The sequence below is a fragment of the Streptomyces sp. NBC_00090 genome (assembly GCF_045160815.1).
GTDB lineage: Bacteria > Actinomycetota > Actinomycetes > Streptomycetales > Streptomycetaceae > Streptomyces.
This window is the reverse complement of record NZ_CP108224.1, coordinates 8,006,064-8,025,587: the sequence shown is the minus strand read 5'-3', so window position 1 is coordinate 8,025,587 and position 19,524 is coordinate 8,006,064. Positions and strand designations below refer to the sequence as shown.

Here is a 19,524-nt window from a genome sequence, read left to right as displayed (position 1 = left end):
GGGGTCAGCGGCCCTGGCGGCTGCCGGCTCGGGTGCGGCGCTTGAGGGCGGGGGCGGCCGGGACGGGACGGCCCGGGGTCGGCACGGGGGGCTTCGGGGACGTGGGGGCCTTCGGGTCCGGGCGGGACGGGGTCGCGTCGGTCGCGGTGGCGGCGAGGCGGCGGGCGAGGGAGGCGGCCGTGGGGTTGCGGAAGACGTCCCTGAGGGTGAGGTCCTGCCCGAACTCGCGGCGGATGCGGTTGAGGAGGCGGACCGCGAGGAGCGAGTGCCCGCCGTTCTTGAAGAAGTTGTCGTGGCTGTCGAGCGGCCGCCCGCCGAGCACGTCCCGGAAGAGCCCGAGCAGCCTCTCCTCCCGCCCGTCGGAGGAGGCAGCCGCGCCGGGGGCGGCCTCCGGTGCGGCGGCTGCCGGGCCCTCGGCGCCGGATCCCGGGCGCTCGGAGGACGGGAGGCCGGAGGACGGGAGGCCGGAGGACGGGAGGCCGGAGGACGGGAGGCCGGCGATCGCGATCCGGGCCGGTGCGAGGTACTCGGGCAGCCGCTCGGCGGCCCAGTCGCGCAGCTCCTCCTCGGCGGCGCGCGCACCGGCGGCCCGGGTGACGGTGGCGTACAGGCGGTCGTCGCGGACCTCCACGACGGCGCCTGCCACGGCCGGGTGGCCGAGGAGGACGTCCTCCACGCGGCCGGGCTCGACCGGATATCCGGCGACGGTGAGGGTGGCGACAGTACGGAGGGAGCCGTCGGCGGTGGCGTACGCCCTCCGGCCGGTGGCTCGCAGCCCCCCGCCGGGGAGCGGCTCGTACACCTCGCCCGGCACCCGCACCGGCGCCCGGCGGCCGCGCTCGTCGAGGACGGTCCCGGCACCGAGCGGCGCGGGCGTGCCGTGCTGCGGCGTACCGTGCTCCCCCATGCCGTACTCCGACGTGCCGTGCTCCGGCGTGTCGTACTCCGGCGCGGAGAGCGCGAGTCCGGGGTCGGCGGCGAAAGCGTCGAGTGTCTCGACGAGGCGCCGGGCCAGGAGCCGGGCGGTCTCCTCGTCGTAGAGGGCGGTGGCGTACTCCAGGGCGCCGGCGAGTCCGGCGGGCGTGCCCTCGGCGTCGGCGCGCTCGGTCAGCGCGAAGGTGAGGTCGCTCTTGGCGCCGGTCCCCCGGAAACCGACCGGCTCGCCTTCCAGCGCCGACGGGCGGGACGCACCCGACGCCCCTGACGGACCCGCGGGGGTGGCGGCGGCGTGGACCTGGAGCATGACCTGCACCAGCGGCGCGTGCGCGGCGGACCGCTGCGGGCTCAGGTCCTCGACGAGCCGGTCGAAGGGCAGGTCCTGGTTGCTGTAGGCGGCGAGCCCGGCCTCGCGGACCCGCCGGACCAGCTCGGCGAAGGCGGGATCGCCGGAGGTGTCGGTACGCAGCACCAGCGTGTTGACGAAGAAGCCGACGAGCGGGTGGAGGGCGTCGTCGGCGCGTCCGGCGACGGTGGTGCCGAGGGCCACGTCGGTCCCGGCGCCGTGGCGGCCGAGGAGCACGGCGAGAGCGGCCTGGACCACCATGAAGAGGGTGGCGCCCTGGGCACGGGCGCAGCGGAGCAGGGCCCGGTGGGTGGCGGCGGAGACCTCGAAGCCGGTGAGGGCGCCGGATCCGTCGCTCTCCAGGGGACGGGGCCGGTCGGTGGGGAGGGCGATGAGCGGCGGCAGCCCGGCGAGGGCGGTGCGCCAGTGCGCGAGCTGGGCCTCGGCGAGGCCGTGTGCGCCGTCGAGGAGGTCGCGCTGCCAGAGGGTGTAGTCGGTGTACTGGACGGGCAGCGGCTCCCACTGCGGCGCCCGGCCCTCGGCGCGGGCGCGGTAGGCGGTGTCGAGGTCGGCGAGCAGGCAGGGCGTGGACCAGCCGTCCCCGGCGATGTGGTGGGTCAGCAGCACCAGGGTCTGCTGCCCGTCGTCGCCGGTGACGAGCGTGGCGCGGAAGGGGAGTTCGGCGGCGAGGTCGAAGACGTGCCCGACGGCGGTGTCGACGGCCGACCGCACCTCCGCGTCTCCGGTGGCCGGGATCCGGTCGAGTACGGGACGGGCGTCGTCGAGCACCAGCTGGTACGGCTCGCCGTCCGCCGCCCGGTAGACGGTGCGGAGCACCTCGTGGCGCGCGGCGACGTCGACGAGGGCGGCGGCGAGTCGGGCGGGCTCGACGGGGCGCCGCAGCCGGGTGACGACGGGAATGTTGTAGGTGGCGGAGGGCCCTTCGAGCCGGTTGACGAACCACAGGCGGCGCTGGGCGTAGGAGAGCGGGATCCGGGCGGGACGCAGGGCCTCCGGGACGGGGCGGAGCGCGGGCCGGACGGGACCGCCACCCAGCTCGTCGAGCCGCCGCAGCAACTGCCCCGGCGTCGGCGCGAGGAACACGTCCTTGATCGCGGCCTGCAGCCCGAGCGCACCCCGGATCCGGTTGGACAGCTTCCCCGCGAGCAGCGAATGCCCGCCCAGCTTGAAGAAGTTGTCCCCCTCCAGGACCTCGTCCCGCCCCAGGACCTCGGCGAACAGACCTCGCAGGATCTCCTCCCGGGGGTCGGCGGCCGTCGTCCCGGCACCGCTCCCCCGCTGCCGGTCGCCCACCGGGGGCGCGGTCGCGGTCGTCCGGGCGAGGGTCTCGTGGCGGGCGTCGAGGGCCCGCCGCTCCTCGTCGGTCGCCCACGGCACCGCGCTCAGCGGCGTGTCACCGTCCTCCCGGGCGAGGGCGGCGAGGGCGCGGTGGAAGAGCCCGAGCAGGAGCCGGGCGGTGGCCTCGTCGTAGAGGTCGGTGGCGTACTGGAGCCCGATGAGCAGCGGTCCGGCTTCGCCGTCGGCCCCCTGGGTGCCGGCGCAGTGGAAGGCGAGGTCGAACTTGGCGCTGCCGAGGTCGGCGCCGTCGAGCGTGCCCGGGATCCGGCCGAGGGTGACCGCGCTGTCGCCCTCGGCGTCCTGGGCGCTGACCATGACCTGGAAGAAGGGGTGACGTCCGAGCGTACGCTCGGGGTTGAGGTCCTCGACGAGGAGGTCGAAGGGCAGGTCGTCGTGGGCGAAGGCGGCGAGGTCGGCGTCCCGGACCCTACGGACCAGCTCGGCGAGGGTGGGGTCGCCGGACAGGTCGGTGCGCAGGGCGAGCGTGTTGACGAAGAAGCCGACGAGGTCGTGGAGCGCCTCCTCCGACCGCCCGGCGACGGGCGTGCCGACGACGAGGTCGGATCCGGCTCCGGCGGCCCGCAGGGCGAGCGCCAGCGCGGCCCGGACGACCATGAAGAAGGTGGCCCGCTGCTCCTTCGCGACACCGGCCAGCGCCCGGTGGACGGTGGCGTCGAGCTCGCCCGTGACGACGGCGCCCCGGTTGCTCGGCTCGGTGGGCCTGGGCCGGTCGGCGGGGAGCCGGGTCTCGCCGGGGATGCCGTCCAGCACCTTCCGCCAGTGCGCCAACTGCGCTGCTTTGAGGCCGTGTTCGCCGTCGAGGAGGTCGCGCTGCCAGAGGGTGTAGTCGGTGTACTGGACCGGCAGCGGCTCCCACTGCGGCGCCCGGCCCTCGGCGCGGGCCGTGTACGCGGTGTCGAGGTCGCCGAGGAGGCCGGCGATGGACCATCCGTCGGTGGCGATGTGGTGGACGGAGAGCACGAGGACGGTGCTGCCGGCACCCTCGTCTGCGCTCACGTCGGCGCTCTCCTCTGCGCTCTCGTCTGCGCTCACGTCTGCGCTCTCGAAGAGACGTACACGCAGGGGAAGTTCGCGGGTGATGTCGATCGGGGTCCGCGCGAACTCGGTCACCCGGGCGTCGATGTCGTCCGCCGCGAGGGCGACGACCTCCACCGGCACCACCGGATCCGCCGTGATCTCCTGGTACGGCTCCCCGTCCACGGCCGGATACACCGTCCGCAGCACCTCGTGCCGCTCCACCACGTCCCTCAGCGCCGCCTCGACCACCGAGGCGACCGGACGCCCGGCGAGCCGGAGGACGACGGGCGCGTTGTAGGCCGCCGAAGAACCCTCCAGGCGGTTCAGGAACCACAGGCGGCGCTGGGCGTAGGAGAGCGGGATCCGGGCGGGACGCAGGGCCTCCGGGACGGGGCGGAGCGCGGGCCGGGCGGGACCGCCGCCCAGCTCGTCGAGCCGCCGCAGCAACTGCCCCGGCGTCGGCGCGAGGAATACGTCCTTGATCGCGGCCTGCAGCCCGAGTGCACCCCGGATCCGGTTGGACAGCTTCCCCGCGAGCAGCGAATGCCCGCCCAGCTTGAAGAAGTTGTCCCCCTCCAGGACCTCGTCCCGCCCCAGGGCCTCGGCGAACAGACCTCGCAGGATCTCCTCCCGGGGATCGGCGGCCCGGGGACCGGAGCTCTTCGCCCGGCCGGCGTCGCCCCGCGGGCGGCGGGCCTCGGCCTCCGCTTCGGCCTCCGCCCTGGCCTGAGCCGCGGTGGCGGCGTCGGCCAGGGCCTGGTGGCGGCGGTCGAGTCCCGTGCGCTCGTCCTCCGTCGGCAGGGCGACGTCGCTCAGCCGGGTGTGCTCCGGCCGCTCGGCGAGCGTGGTGAGCGCGCGCCCGAAGAGGCCGAGGAGGAGGTGGGCGGTGGGCTCGTCGTACCGCTCGGTGGCGTACTGGAGCACGAGCGTGAGCCCGCCGGGGTCTCCGGTGGCGTCACTCCGCTCCAGGCAGTGGAAGCTGAGGTCGAACTTGGCGGTGGCCAGGTCGGCTTCCACGAGGGTGGCGGGGATGCCGCCGAGTCTCAGGTCCTTCTCCCGCTGGGTCTGGGCACTGACCATGACCTGGAAGAAGGGGTGACGGCCGAGGGAACGCTCGGGGTTGAGGTCCTCGACCAGGAGGTCGAAGGGCAGGTCCTCGTGGGCGAGGGCGGCGAGGTCGGCGTCCCGGACCCGGTCGAGCAGCTCGCCGAGGGTGGGGTCGCCGGACAGGTCGGTGCGCAGGGCGAGCGTGTTGACGAAGAAGCCGACGAGGTCGTGCAGGTCCTCCTCGGGGCGGCCCGCGACGGGCGTGCCGACGACGAGGTCGGATCCGGCTCCGGCGGCCCGGAGCGCGAGCGCCAGCGCGGCCCGGACGACCATGAAGGAGGTGGCCCGCCGCTCCTTTGCGACACCGGCCAGCGCCCGGTGGACGGTGGCGTCGAGCTCCGCCGTCACCACGGCGCCCGTGTGGGTCGGTTCGGCGGTGCGGGGCCGATCGGCGGGAAGCCGGGTCTCGGCGGGGATGCCGGCCAACGCGTCCCGCCAGTGGGCGAGCTGCTCGTGGGCGGTGCTGTCGGGGTCGGCGGGGTCGCCGAGCATGTCGTGCTGCCAGAGGGCGTAGTCGGCGTACTGGACCGGCAGCGGCTCCCACTGGGGTGCCCGGCCCTCGGCGCGGGCCGTGTAGGCGGTGTCGAGGTCGCGGAGGAGGCAGCCCACGGACCAGCCGTCGGTGGCGATGTGGTGCACGGACAGCACCAGGACGGCGCCTCCGTCGCCCACCGCGCTTTCGGCCTCGCCGTCGGTGTTGCCGTCCACTTCGAAGAGGCGGACGCACAGGGGAAGTTCGCGGGTGATGTCGAGGGGGAGGCGGGCGAACTCGGTCACCCGGGCGTCGATGTCGTCCGCCGCGAGGGAGACGACCTCCACCGGCACCACCGGATCCGCCGTGATCTCCTGGTACGGCTCCCCGTCCACGGCCGGGTACACCGTCCGCAGCACCTCGTGCCGCTCCACCACGTCCCGCAGCGCCGCCTCGACCACCGAGGCCACGGGCCGTCCGGCGAGCCGGAGGATCACGGGGGCGTTGTAGGCCGCCGAGGAACCCTCCAGGCGGTTCAGGAACCACAGCCGACGCTGGGCATAGGACAGGGGGATCACGGTTGCTGCTCCTCGTCGATGGCGGAACGGGTGGGGTGGGCCGGTGGCGGAGGGCGGGGTTCGCCGAGCGCGCCGAGCGCGCCGAGCGCGCCGGTCGGGCCGGTCGAGCCGGTCGAGCCGGTCAGGCCGGTCAGGCCGGCGATCAGGCGTCCCGCGCGGCCGTCAGTTCCTCGATGTGGGCGGCGAGGTCCCGCAGCCGGGGGTTGGCGTAGACGGCCTTGACCGGCAGGGCGACGGAGAGTTCGGCGCGGACCCGGGAGACCAGCTTGATGGCGAGCAGGGAGTGGCCGCCGAGCTTGAAGAAGTTGTCGTCGGGGCCGATGGAGGCGGCGCCGAGGACCTGCTTCCACACGCGGCCGATGAGCTCCTCGGCGCGGCCTTCCAGGCCCGTGCCCGGGGCGGTGTCCTCCGGGGCGGCGGCGGTCACCTCGACGCGGGTCGGCAGGACGGAGCGGTCGAGCTTGCCGCTGGGGGTGGTGGCGAAGCGCTCCACCGGGACGAGGGCCGCGGGCAGCATGTACGCGGGGAGGGTGGCCGCGAGGCCGGTGCGGAGGGCCTCGGGGTCGCCGCCCCGGTGGTAGGCGATCAGGGCCGGGCTGCCCGAGGCGTCCTCGCCGAGGACGACGGCGGCTTCGGCGACGCCGTCCTGGCGGGTGAGGGCCGCCTCGATCTCGGGGAGTTCGATGCGGTGGCCGCGCAGCTTGATCTGGCCGTCGGCGCGGCCGAGGTAGACGAGCCGGCCGTCCGGGAGGAGGCGGCAGCGGTCGCCGGTGCGGTACATGCGGCCGCCGCCGTCGCCGGAGTCGGCGAGGAAGCGCTCGGCCGTGAGGACGGGCCGGTTGCGGTAGCCGCGGGCCACGCGCGGTCCGGCGAGGTACAGCTCGCCCGCCTCGCCGGGGGCGACCGGGGTCAGCCTCTCGTCGAGGAGGCGCGTCCGCAGGCCGGGCAGGACGGTGCCGATGTGCGGCTCGCCGGGCCGGTCGATCCAGCCGGCGGTGGCGTCGACGGTGGTCTCGGTCGGGCCGTACACGTTGAGGGCGCGCAGCAGGCCGGAGGCGTGGGCGGCGGCCAGGCGGTCCCACAGGGCCGGGCTGATGGCCTCGCCGCCGACGAGCAGGGTCAGCGGACGGGGGCCGCCGTCGGGGGTGAGCAGGTCGAGCAGCGGGTCGGCGTGGGAGGGGGTGATGTCGAGGTCGGTGAGGCCCTGCGCGTCGATGAAGGCGGCCAGGAGGGACGGGTCGCGGCGGGTCTCCTCGTCGATCATGACGAGGGTGTCGCCCCGGCAGAGCCGTACCCACTGCTGCACGGAGGCGTCGAAGGACGGGGAGGCGTTCCAGCCGACGCGGCGGGCCTCGCCGGTGGCGGCGCCGACGCCCTCCAGCTCGGCCAGGAGCAGCGAGGCGGCGCCCCGGCCGATCTCGACGCCCTTGGGGCGGCCGGTGGAGCCGGAGGTGTAGATGACGTAGGCGAGGGTGCCGGCGGTCACGGGCGCCGGGCGGTAGGGGGCGTCGGCGTCGGGGGTCGCCGTCAGCTCGGCGAGGGTGACGGAGCGGGCGCCCCGCGCCGGGGACTCACCCGGGGCGTCGAGGACCACCAGGTCGGCCCCGGAGTCCTCCAGGAGGTAGCGGCGGCGGTCGGCCGGGAGCGCCGGGTCGACCGGCAGGTAGGCGGCGCCGGCGGTGAGCGTGCCGATGAGGGCGGTGACGAGCCCGGCGCCGCGCGGCAGGCAGAGCGCGACGACGCTCTCGGGTCCGGCGCCGAGGGCGGTGAGGCGGGCGGCGACGGCGGCGGCCTCGGCGCGCAGCTCGTCGAAGGTGAGGCTGCGGTCGGCGGCGACCACCGCCGTACGGCCGCCGGGGGCGGTGGCGAGCCGGGCGAGGAGGTCGGCGTGGCCGGTGCCCGTGGCGCAGGCGGCGCAGGAGCAGTCGGCGGGTCCGACGGCCGGGGCGGGCGTCACGGCGGCGGAGGGCGCGGCGAGGGTGGCGGGCTCGGTGAGGACGGCGGTCATGGCGGGGCTCACATTCCGTACGGGGTGGCGGAGGGGGCGACGGTCGGGGCGCAGTCGGCGAGCGGCACCGGCTCGCCCATGGCGACGAGGATCTTGCGGGCGCCGGTGTACGCCTCGCGGCCGTGCGCGCAGAGGATGTTGTCGACGAGCATCAGGTCACCGTCCTGCCAGGTCTCGCGGACGGTGACGGCCTGGTAGGCGTCGTTGATGGCGTCGACCTCGGCGTCGGTGAGGGTGGTGCCGTCGCCGAGGCGGGTGTCGAAGGGGAGGCCATCGGCGCCGAAGGTCTCGGTGAGGACCTCGCGGACGTCCTCGTCAAGGCTGCGGGCGTTCCAGAAGGCGAAGTGGTTGAACCATGCGCGCTCGCCGGTCACCGGGTGGGTGATGACGGCGGAGCGGAGCTGGCGGGTGCGCAGGGTGTCCTCGTCGAGCCACTCGTAGCCGATGGCGTGCTCGTCGCAGTACTCCTCGGCACCGGCCGGCTCCTCCGAGGAGAAGGCCTTGCGCCAGGGCATGCCCGCGAGGTCGGAGTAGTTGCGGACGAGGAGCCAGCCGGCCTCGGCGAAGCGGGCGACGAGCTCCTCCGGGAGGAGCGCGAGGGCGCGCCGCATGTCACCGACGGTGGTGGCGCCGCCCGTCTCGGGGGCGGTGACGCAGCCGAAGAGCAGGACGCCCGGGAAGTCCAGGGTGTAGCTGTTCTCGTTGTGGAGGCGGATCGGCTGGATGGCCGGCAGATCGGTGGAGGAGAAGACGCCCTCGCCGAAGTCGGTGCGCGGGGTGGCCTTCTCCTTGTATCCGGCGCGGGTGGCGATCAACGCGTCACGGGCCTCGGCGAAACTCACCGCGTCGGTGACGGGGAGGCCGCGGAGCATGACGGCACCGGAGCGGTGCAGCTCGGCCTGGATGTCGGCGCGCCGGGCGGTGAGCCAGGCGGTGGCCTCGGCCATCGTCTCGTGGCGGGGGACCTGGACGAGGACGGGCTTGCCGGGCTCACGGACGACGGTGATGCCGTCCTCGGCGGTGGCCGGGTTCGGGGCGAAGGTGGTCATGGCGGGGTTCCTCTGCTTCACGGGGTACGGGTGGGTGCGGACGTACGGGCGGTGGCGGAGACGTACGGGCGGTGCGGACGTACGGGCGGTGCGGGGCACGGGCGTACGGGGCACGGGCGTACGGGGCGGGCGGGTACGGACCGGCGGCGCCGGGTCAGGCGGCGGTGGCGGGCGCGCCCTGGAGGGACTTCAGGACCGGGTTGAGGCGGGCGAAGAAGCCGGCCAGGTCCTGCTGGAAGTAGAAGTGGTCGCCGGGCAGCACCTCGGGGGCGACGTCGTTCCCGGCGACGAGCGCCCAGCCGTCGAGCAGGTCGACCGGCACGATCGGGTCGACGTCGCCGCCGAAGACGGCCACCGGGCAGTCGAGCCGCACGTCGGGGGCGGTGCACCGGTAGGCGTCGTCGATGGCGAAGTCGGCGCGGATGGACGGCAGGACGATCTCGCGGAGCTCCGGGTCGTCGAGGATGCCGTCGTCGGTGCCGCCGCGCTCCTTGATGGAGGCGACCAGCTCGTCGTCGTCGAGCCGCTCGGGGTGGACGGGGGCCTGGTTGGGCAGGACGGGCGCCCGGCAGGCGGAGGCGACGAGGCCGAGCGGGGTGCGGCCGGCGGCCTGGAGCGCCCGGACCACCTCGAAGGCGACGAGCGAGCCCATGCTGTGCCCGAGGACGACCAGCGGGCCGGTGTCGCCGGGGAGGGCGTCCACGACGGGGAGGGCGAGGTCGTCGACGGAGCCGGGCAGGTCCTCGCAGTAGCGGGCGCCGCGGCCCGGGTACTGGCCGACGAGCAGCCGGACGTCGGCCGGGAGGTGCTCGCGCCAGACGCTGTAGGCGTGGGCGTTGCCGCCGGCGTGCGGCAGCACCAGCAGAGACAGGCGGTGCGGGGCGTCGCCGGGCAGGTCCCAGACGACGTCCTCGGGCGCGGGGGTGAAGGCGGGGGTGGAGTGGGTGCTCATGAGCTGATCCGATCCGTTTCGGTCCGGCGGCGGAGGGCGGGGCGCGCCTTCCGGGCCGGAGCGGTCCTGAGGGAGTCGATGTGCGCGGCGAGCCGGGCCGGGGTGGGGTGCTGGAAGACGTCGCGGACGGTGAGCCGCACGTCGAGAGCTCCGGCGATGTGGTTGGTGAGGCGGGCCCCGAGGAGGGAGTGGCCGCCGTGGTGGAAGAAGTCGTCGTCGATGGTCAGGGCGGTGTCGGTGCCGAGGGCGCGGGTGAAGAGGTCGAGGACGGTCTCTTCGAGGGGGTTCCGGGGTGCGCGTCCGCCGCTGGAGAGCGCGGCCGGGGCGGGCAGCGCCCGCTTGTCGATCTTTCCGTTGGGGGTCAGCGGCAGCCGGTCGAGCACGGTCACATGGCTGGGCACGAGGTGCTCGGGCAGCCGGTCGGCGACGTGGCGACGGAGGTCCTCCGGCGCGACGGCCTCGCCCTCCACCACCAGGTACGCGGCGAGCCGCTCCTGATGAACCGTCACCACCGCCTGGGTGACCTGCGGGTGGGAGAGGAGCGCGGCCTCGGTCTCCCCCGGCTCGACCCGGAAGCCCCGGATCTTGATCTGGTCGTCGGCCCGGCCCTCGTACACCAGCCGTCCGTCCCGGTCGAAGCGGACGAGGTCGCCGGTGCGGTAGAGGCGGGTCCCGGGCGGGCCGTAGGGGTCGGGGACGAAGCGGGTGGCGGTCAGGTCGGGCCGGCCGAGGTATCCGTGGGCGAGGCCGTCACCCGTGAGGTACAGCTCGCCGGTCACGCCGGGCGGGCAGAGGTTGAGGGAGGGGTCCAGGACGTAGGCGCCCTTGTTGAAGAGCGGGACGCCGATGGGGACGAGGGTGTGGGGCTGGTCGGCGGGCCGGATGAGGTGGGTGGTGGTGAAGCCCATGGACTCGGCGGGGCCGTAGCCGTTGGCGATCTCGATGCCGGGCCGCAGCAGGTGCAGCTTGTGGACGTGGGCCGGGGAGGCGGCCTCGCCGCCGGTGTAGGCGACGGTGACGGTGTCGAAGGCGCCGGGGTGCTCGTCGACCAGGAAGTTGAACAGGCTCGCCGACAGCTGGAGCATCGTCACCCCGTGACGGCGCGACAACTCGTCGATCAGCACCGGCTCCGGACGCTGCCCCCGCTGGAGCACCGTCGTCCCGCCGTGCAGCAGCGCACCCCAGAACTCCAGACTGAACGCGTCCCACGACACCGGCGAGCACTGCAGGAACACCTCCCCCTCACCGAACCGCCCGTACGACTGACCACTCACCGTCGACACCAGATTCCGGTGCGACGACAGGATCCCCTTCGGCCGGCCCGTCGACCCCGACGTGAACATGAGGCACGCGGGGTCGTCTGGGCCGAGCGGGACGCCCAGGTCGTCGGCGGGCGCGTCGGCCGGGAGGTCGGCGGCGTGGGTGACGGTCCAGGGGCCGGAGACCCGCCCGGCCAGGGCCGGGGAGGTGACGAGGTGGCCGATGGCCGCGTCGGCCGCGGCCGAGCGGAGCCGCTCGTCGGGGAAGTCGGGGTCGAGGAGGGTGTAGGCCGCGCCGGTCTTGGTGACCGCGAGGACCGCGACCGCGAAGTCGGCGCCCCGGTCGAGCAGCACGCCCGCCATGTCACCGCGTCCCAGGCCCTGTTCGGCCAGGTGACGGGCCAGGCGGTTGGCGGAGACGTTGAGTTCGGCGTACGAGATCCTCGACTCGCCGTCCACCAGCGCCGTACGCTCCGGAACCCGCGCCACCTGCGCCTCGAACCGCCCGACCAGCGAACCCTCCCCCGCACCGGGCACCTTGGCCCCGGCCCAGGAGCCGGTCAGCAGCTCCCGCTCCTCCGGGGCCAGGACCTCCAGGGCGGAGAGCCGGCGGCCCGGGTCGGCGAGGACCTGCTCCAGTACGCGGCCGAGGACGGCGCCCATGCGCCGTACCGTGTCGGCGTCGAACAGGTCGGCGGCGTAGAGCACCGCGCCGTGCAGCCCGCGCCGGTCGTCGGAGCGGAGCAGGAACTCCAGGTCGAACTTGGCGGAGCCGTTGCCCGCTCCGGAGACGGCGGCGGTGACGCCGGGGAGGTCCAGCTCGGGCACGGCGCCGAGGTCGAGTCCGAGGCAGATCTGGAAGAGGGGGTGCCGGGACAGGGTCCGGGTCGGGTTGAGGGCCTCGAGGACCAGGTCGAAGGGGGCCTCCTGGTGGGCGAAGGCGTCGAGATCGGCCGTACGGACACGGTCCAGGAGCTCGCGGAAGCTCGGGTCGCCCGAGCTGTCCGTGCGCAGCACCAGCGTGTTCACGAAGAACCCGACCAGACCGTTCAGCACCTCGTCGCTCCGGCCCGCCACCGGCGAACCGATCGCCAGGTCCGCACCCGCCCCCAGCCGGGACAGGGCCGCCACCAGCGCCGCGTGCACCACCATGAAGGGCGTGCAGCCCTCCTCCCGGGCCAGGGCGGTGATCCCCTCGAAGGCACGCGGCCCGAGGTCGAGCGCGATCTCCCCGCCCCGGTGGGAGGCGGTGAGCGGACGCGGGTGGTCGAGCGTGAGCCCGTGGTCCTCGGGGAGGCCGGCCAGGTTCTGCCGCCAGAAGTCCAGTTCGCGGCCGAGGAGGCTCTCGGGCTCCTCGGCCGGGCCCAGGACGCGGCGCTGCCAGGCCGCGTAGTCGGCGTACCGCACCGTCAGCGGCTCAAGCACCGATCCCTCGCCCGCCGCACGGGCCGCGTAAGCCCGCTCCAGATCGGCGAAGAACACCCCGGTCGACAGACCGTCCGTCGCGACGTGGTGCAGCACCAGCGCCAGCACCGCCGAGTCGTCGTCGAGCCGGAAGAGCGTGGCCCGGACGGGGACCTCCGACGCCAGGTCGAAGACCCGCCCGGCCGCCTCGGCGAGCCCGGCGTCCAGACCGTCGGCATCCACACGCCGCCGCTCGACCGCGAGCCGCGCCCGCTCCGGGGCCAGGACCCGCTGGAACGGCTCCCCGTCCACCGCCTCGAACACCGTCCGCAGCGGAGCATGCCGCTCCACCACGTCGTTCAACGCCGCCTCCAGCACGCCGACATCGAGACCGGCACCGTCGAAACGCACCACCGTCGGCACGTTGTAGGCCGCGCTCCCGCCGTCCAACTGCGCCAGCAACCACAACCGCCGCTGCGCGTACGACGCCGGGACCAACTCCCCGTCACCCTCCCCCGGCACCAGCGCCGGGAGGAGACCCGAACCGGTCGCCCCGCCGCCGCTCTCCGCGATCAGTTCCGCCAGCCCGGCCGGCGTCGGCCGCCCGAAGACGTCGCGGATGGTCAGCCGGACACCCAGGGCCTCGGCGACGCGGTTCGTCAGACGGGCGGCGAGGAGGGAGTGGCCGCCGTGGTGGAAGAAGTCGTCGTCGATGGTCAGGGCGGTGTCGGTGCCGAGGGCGCGGGTGAAGAGGTCGAGGACGGTCTCTTCCAGGGGGGTGCGGGGTGCGCGCCCGCCGCTGGAGAGCGCGGCCGGGGCGGGCAGCGCCCGCTTGTCGATCTTTCCGTTGGGGGTCAGCGGCAGCCGGTCGAGCACGGTCACATGACTGGGCACGAGGTGCTCCGGCAGCCGGTCGGCGACGTGGCGACGGAGGTCCTCCGGCGCGACGGCCTCGCCCTCCACCACCAGGTACGCGGCGAGCCGCTCCTGATGAACCGTCACCACCGCCTGGGTGACCTGCGGGTGGGCGAGGAGCGCGGCCTCGGTCTCCCCCGGCTCGACCCGGAAGCCCCGGATCTTGATCTGGTCGTCGACGCGGCCCTCGTACACCAGCCGCCCCTCGCGGTCGAAGCGCGCCAGGTCGCCGGTGCGGTACAGGCGGGTCCCGGTGCGGCCGAACGGGTCGGGGACGAAGCGGGTGGCGGTCAGGTCGGGCCGGCCGAGGTAACCGTGGGCCAGGCCGTCACCGGTCAGGTACAGCTCGCCGGTCACGCCGGGCGGGCAGAGGTTCAGGTACGGGTCCAGGACGTAGGCACCCTTGTTGACCAGGGGTGTTCCGATCGGGACGGCCGTCTCCTCAGCGTCCCCGTCATCGAGCGCGTGCGTGGTGGTGAAGCCCATCGACTCGGCCGGGCCGTAGCCGTTGACGACCTCGATGCCGGGCTTGAGCCGCTGGAGCTTGCGCACATGGGCCGGGGAGGCGGCCTCACCGCCGGTGTAGGCGACGGTGACGGTGTCGAAGGCGCCGGGGTGCTCGTCGACCAGGAAGTTGAACAGGCTCGCCGACAGCTGGAGCATCGTCACCCCGTGACGGCGCGACAACTCGTCGATCAGCACCGGCTCCGGACGCTGCCCCCGCTGGAGCACCGTCGTCCCGCCGTGCAGCAGCGCACCCCAGAACTCCAGACTGAACGCGTCCCACGACACCGGCGAGCACTGCAGGAACACCTCCCCCTCACCGAACCGCCCGTACGACTGACCACTCACCGTCGACACCAGATTCCGGTGCGACGACAGGATCCCCTTCGGCCGGCCCGTCGACCCCGACGTGAACATCACGCAGGCCACGTCGTCGCCGGTCGGCGCCGTGCCCAGGTTCTCTCCCGGGAGGTCGGCCGGCTCGTCGGGTGCGCAGACGACGGTCTCCCACGGCCCGTCCACCCGCCCGGCGGCGGCGTGGCCGCCGTCCGTGACGAGCAGGCCGATGCCCGCGTCGACGGCGGCGGCGCGCAGCCGCTCGTCCGGGAACTCCGGGTCGAGGAGGGTGTACCCGGCGCCGGTCTTCGTGACCGCGAGGACCGCGACCGCGAAGTCGGCGCCCCGGTCGAGCAGTACGCCCGCCATGTCACCGCGTCCCAGGCCCTGTTCGGCCAGGTGACGGGCCAGGCGGTTGGCGGAGACGTTGAGTTCGGCGTACGAGATCCTCCGCTCACCGTCGACCAGCGCCGTACGCTCGGGAACCCGCGCCGCCTGCGCCTCGAAGCGTCCGACCAGCGAACCCTCCGCCACTCCGGGGACCTTGGCCCCGGCCCACGGGCCGGTCAACAGCTCCCGCTCCTCGGGCGCCAGGACCTCCAGGGCGGAGAGGGGGGCTCCGGGCTCGGCGAGGGCGTGGCGGAGGACCTGTCCGAGGACCGATGCCATGCGCCGGACCGACTCCTCGTCGAAGAGGTCGGCGGCGAAGAGGACGGTGGCGCGCAGGCCGTGCTCGTCGTCGGAACGGAGGAAGAACTCCAGGTCGAACTTGGCGGAGCCGCTGGTGATCTTCTCCATGGGCGCCGGCGCGACTCCGGGGAGCGCGAGCGGCTTGGCGGCGTCGGCACCGCTCTCCAGGGTCAGGCAGATCTGGAAGAGAGGGTGCCGGGACAGGGTCCGGGTCGAGTTGAGGGCCTCGAGGACCAGGTCGAAGGGGGCCTCCTGGTGGGCGAAGGCGTCCAGGTCGGCCGTACAGACGCGGCCGAGGAGCTCGCGGAAGGTCGGGTCGCCCGAGCTGTCCGTGCGCAGCACCAGCGTGTTCACGAAGAACCCGACCAGACCGTTCAGCACCTCGTCGCTCCGGCCCGCGACCGGCGAACCGATCGCCAGGTCCGCACCCGCCCCCAGCCGGGACAGGGCCGCCACCAGCGCCGCGTGCACCACCATGAAGGGCGTGCAGCCCTCCTCCTTGGCGAGCAGCTTCGCCCGCTGGAAGAGGTCGGCGCCCAGGTCGAGTTCGACCTGGCCGCCCCGGTGCGAGGCACGTACCGGCCGGGTGCGGTCGAGCGTGAGCCCGTGCCCCTCGGGGAGGCCGGCCAGGTTCTGCCGCCAGAAGTCCAGTTCGCGGCCGAGGAGGCTCTCGGGCTCCTCGGCCGAGCCGAGGACGCGGCGCTGCCAGGCCGCGTAGTCGGCGTACCGGACCGCGAGCGGCTCAAGGACCGACCCCTCGCCCGCCGCACGGGCCGCGTAAGCCCGCTCCAGATCGGCGAAGAACACCCCGGTCGACAGACCGTCCGTCGCGACGTGGTGCAGCACCAGCGCCAGCACCGCCGAGTCGTCGTCGAGCCGGAAGAGCGTGGCCCGGACGGGGACCTCCGACGCCAGGTCGAAGACCCGCCCGGCCGCCTCGGCGAGCCCGACGTCCAGACCGTCGGCATCCACATACCGCCGCTCGACCGCGAGCCGCGCCCGCTCCGGGGCCAGGACCCGCTGGAACGGCTCCCCGTCCACCGCCTCGAACACCGTCCGCAGCGGAGCATGCCGCTCCACCACGTCGTTCAACGCCGCCTCCAGCACGCCGACATCGAGACCGGCACCGTCGAAACGCACCACCGTCGGCACGTTGTAGGCCGCGCTCCCGCCGTCCAACTGCGCCAGCAACCACAACCGCCGCTGCGCGTACGACGCCGGGACCAACTCCCCGTCACCCTCCCCCGGCACCAGCACCGGAAGAGCAGCGGTGCCCGGGGCCTCACCTCCGCGCTCCGCGATCAGCTCCGCCAGCCCGGCCGGCGTCGGCCGCCCGAAGACGTCCTGGATCGTGAGCCGCACGCCCAGGGCCTCCGCGACGCGGTTCGTCAGACGGGCCGCCAGCAGGGAGTGGCCGCCGTGGTGGAAGAAGCTGTCGTCGATCCCGATCGTGTCCGGGTCCATGTCGAGGGTCAGCCCGTAGAGGGCGGCGAGGACCTCCTCGGTCTGGTTGCGCGGGGCGCGGCGGGCGGTCAGGAGGGCGGCGGGAGCGGGCAGGGCGCGCTTGTCGATCTTGCCGTTGGGGGTGACGGGGAGACGGTCGAGGACGGTGACGTGGGTGGGGACGAGGTGTTCGGGGAGCCGCTCGGCGACGTGCCCGCGGATGTCCTCCGGGTCGGGGGCGTCCTCGCCGTCGGTCACGAGGTAGGCGGCCAGGCGATGTTCGTGGACGGTGACGACGGCCTGGGTGACCCGCGGGTGGGAGAGGAGGACGGCCTCGGTCTCGCCGGGCTCGATGCGGAAGCCCCGGATCTTGATCTGGTCGTCGGCCCGGCCCTCGTAGACGATCCGTCCGGTGGCGTCGAAGCGGGCGAGGTCGCCCGTGCGGTAGAGCCGGCCGCCGGGGGTGGTGCCGATCGGGTCCGGGACGAAGCGGGCGGCGGTGAGGTCGGGGCGGCCGAGGTAACCGTGGGCGAGGCCGTCGCCCGCGACGTACAGCTCGCCCGTGACGCCCGGCGGGCAGAGGTCGAGGCGGGCGTCGAGGACGTAGGCGGGCTTGTTGACGAGGGGGGTGCCGACGGGGATCGCCGGGTGCGGGTGCTCGCCGGGCTCGACCGTGTGGGTCGTGGCGAAGATCATGACCTCGGCGGGGCCGTAGCCGTTCAGGACGGTGATGCCGGGCTTGAGCCGCTGGAGCTTGTGGACGTGGGCCGGGGAGGCGGCCTCGCCGACGGTGAAGGCGGTGGTGACGGTCTCGAACGCCTCGGGGTGCTCGTCGACGAGGAAGTTGAAGAGCGTCGCGGAGAGCAGGAGCGTGGTGACGCCGTGGCGGCGGGACAGCTCGGTGACGAGGGTCGGTTCGGGCTTCTGGCCGGGCTGGAGGACGGCGGAGCCGCCGTGCAGGAGCGGGCCCCAGAATTCCAGGCTGAAGGCGTCCCAGGAGACCGGCGAGCACTGGAGGTAGACCTCGTCGGGGCCGGTGGGGAGGTAGGGCTGGCCGATGAGGGTGGCGACGAGGTTCCGGTGCGACGACAGGATGGCCTTGGGGCGGCCGGTCGAGCCCGAGGTGAACATGAGGCAGGCGGGGTCGTCGGGGCTGATCGGTACGCCGAGGTCGTCGGCGACGGTGTCCGGCCCGGGGCGTCGTCGGGCGTGGGTGACGGTCCAGGGGCCGTCGGCGCGGGCGGCGAGGGCCGGGGTGGTGACGAGGTGGGTGATCCCCGCGTCGCCAGCGGCCGAGCGGAGCCGCTCCTCGGGGAAGTCGGGGTCGAGGAGGACGTGGCCCGCGCCGGTCTTGAGGACGGCGAGGAGGGCGGTGGCGAAGGGGATGCCGCGCTCCAGCAGGATGCCGGCCATGGCGCCGCGCCCGAGGCCGCCGTCGCGCAGCTCGCGGGCGAGGTGGTTGGCGGAGGAGTTGAGTTCGGCGTACGTGACGGCGCCGGCGGCGTCGATCAGGGCGGGGCGGTCGGCGTGGAGCCGTACCTGCTCCTCGAAGCGGGCGACGAGCGTGGTCTCCACCGGCTGTGCGACGGGTCCGGCCCAGGCGCCGGTGAGGAGCGCGCGCTCGTCGTCGTCGAGGAGCGCGAGGTCGGCCACGGTGGCGCTCCGGTGCGCGTCCGCGTTCTCCGCGTTCTCCGCCAGGAACCGGGTGACGAAGGCGGTGAAGCGGTCCTGGTGGGCGGTGACCAGGGCGGGGTCGACCTCCTGGACCGGGGTGTCGAAGTCGATGCGGAGGCCGTGGGCGGGGCCGAGGTCGAGGACGGCGACGCTGAGGTCGTCGACGGGGCCGTTGCTGACGTTGTGGTTGACGGTCGGGTGGCCGCCGACGGTCAGTTCGGCGTGGAAGCCCATGATGTTGAGGACCGGCGTGGCAAGGCGGCGGGTGCCGTCGATGACACCGGCCTCGCGGCTGAGGTCCTCGTACCGGGTCCGCTGGTGGCGCAGGCCGTGCTTCACCTCGGCGGACACCGTGCGCACCAGGTCGGCGAGGCGGTCCTCCGGGCGGACCCGGAGGCGCAGCGGCACGACGTTCGACATCATGCCGGGGGTGCTGCGGGCGGCGCGGGTGGTGCGGCCGGTGACGGGCAGGGCGATCATCAGCTCCTGGCGGCCGGTGACGCGCTGGAGGTAGGCGGCGAAGAGCGCCACGAGCAGCACGGACCAGGAGACGCGGGCGGCGCGGGCGACGGTGCGCAGGCGTTCGGCGTCGGCCGGGGAGACGGGGACGCTGCGGCGGGCGAAGGGCAGTCCGCCGTGTGCGGACGGTGCCCGGTCGCGGCCCCGGACGAGGCCGGCGGGCGCGTCGGGGGCATCGGCCAAGTGGGCGCGCCAGGCGGCCCGGTCGGCGGCGGCGTCCTCGGAGGCGCGGTAGGCGGCGTCCTCGGCAAGCAGTTCGGCGAGGGTGCCGAACGGGGTGTCGCCCCACGGCTCGCCCGCGACGGCCCGCTCGTACAGCTCGACCAGCCGGGCCAGGGCCATGGAGACGCCGACGCCGTCGACGACCAGGTGGTGGAAGCCGTAGAAGTAGAAGAAACGATCCTCCGCGAGCTTGATCAGCACGCACCTGACCGGGGCCTCGCCGGTGAGGTCGAAGGGCGTGCCGATCAGCGCGTCGATCAGGTCCCAGGCCGCGCCCTCGGGGTCGACGGCCCCGCTGAGGTCGGTGAAGGCCAGCGTGCGTTCCCCGGCGTCGGCGTCGAGGAGCTGCCAGACCTGCTCGCCGTCGTCCTCGAAGCCCTGCACCCTGAGGAAGTCTGCCTCGTCGACCAGACGCCGCCAGGCGGCCGCCATCAGCTCCGGGTCGACCGGCCCCTGGATCTCCCGGCATTCGCCGACGTTGTACTTGATGCCGGTGGGGTCGAGGAGGTGGGCCGTCCAGATGTCCCGCTGGGCGACCGAGAGCGGCAACCGGACGGCGGCCGGTGCGGAGGCGACGGGCTTGTCGAACGGCATGGGGGCTCCTGGTGAGTGACCGGGGTCGGTGGCCGGGTCGACGGCCGGAAACGGTGGGAACGGCGGGGACGCTGTGCGGTCGGCCGCCTCGTTCGGCGGCCGGGCAGTGGCCATACAAC

Annotated in this window: 4 protein-coding genes and 1 pseudogene; all 5 read right to left on the bottom strand. The window is 74.5% G+C overall.

Features of this window, described 5'->3' with window-relative positions; all coding sequences use genetic code 11:
• Nucleotides 1-4: 4 nt before the first annotated feature.
• Nucleotides 5-5,836 (bottom strand): annotated as a pseudogene (locus OG361_RS35690) (condensation domain-containing protein); the annotation flags it as partial.
• A 142-nt stretch (nucleotides 5,837-5,978) separates the two neighbouring features.
• Nucleotides 5,979-7,844: a non-ribosomal peptide synthetase gene (locus OG361_RS35685; protein WP_405860265.1), complete on the bottom strand. Its 1,866-nt coding sequence runs from the start codon at nucleotides 7,842-7,844 to the stop codon at nucleotides 5,979-5,981.
• Nucleotides 7,845-7,852: 8 nt separating this feature from the next.
• Complete coding sequence (locus OG361_RS35680; protein ID WP_405860263.1) at nucleotides 7,853-8,893, bottom strand: TauD/TfdA family dioxygenase; 1,041 nt, start codon at nucleotides 8,891-8,893, stop codon at nucleotides 7,853-7,855.
• A 154-nt stretch (nucleotides 8,894-9,047) separates the two neighbouring features.
• The gene (locus OG361_RS35675; protein ID WP_405860261.1) at nucleotides 9,048-9,845 is read right to left on the bottom strand and encodes a thioesterase II family protein; all 798 of its coding nucleotides are present in this window, start codon (nucleotides 9,843-9,845) and stop codon (nucleotides 9,048-9,050) included.
• Nucleotides 9,842-19,405: an amino acid adenylation domain-containing protein gene (locus tag OG361_RS35670; protein ID WP_405860259.1), complete on the bottom strand. Its 9,564-nt coding sequence runs from the start codon at nucleotides 19,403-19,405 to the stop codon at nucleotides 9,842-9,844. Before OG361_RS35670 ends, OG361_RS35675 begins: the two co-directional genes overlap by 4 nt.
• Between the last annotated feature and the right edge of the window lie 119 nt (nucleotides 19,406-19,524).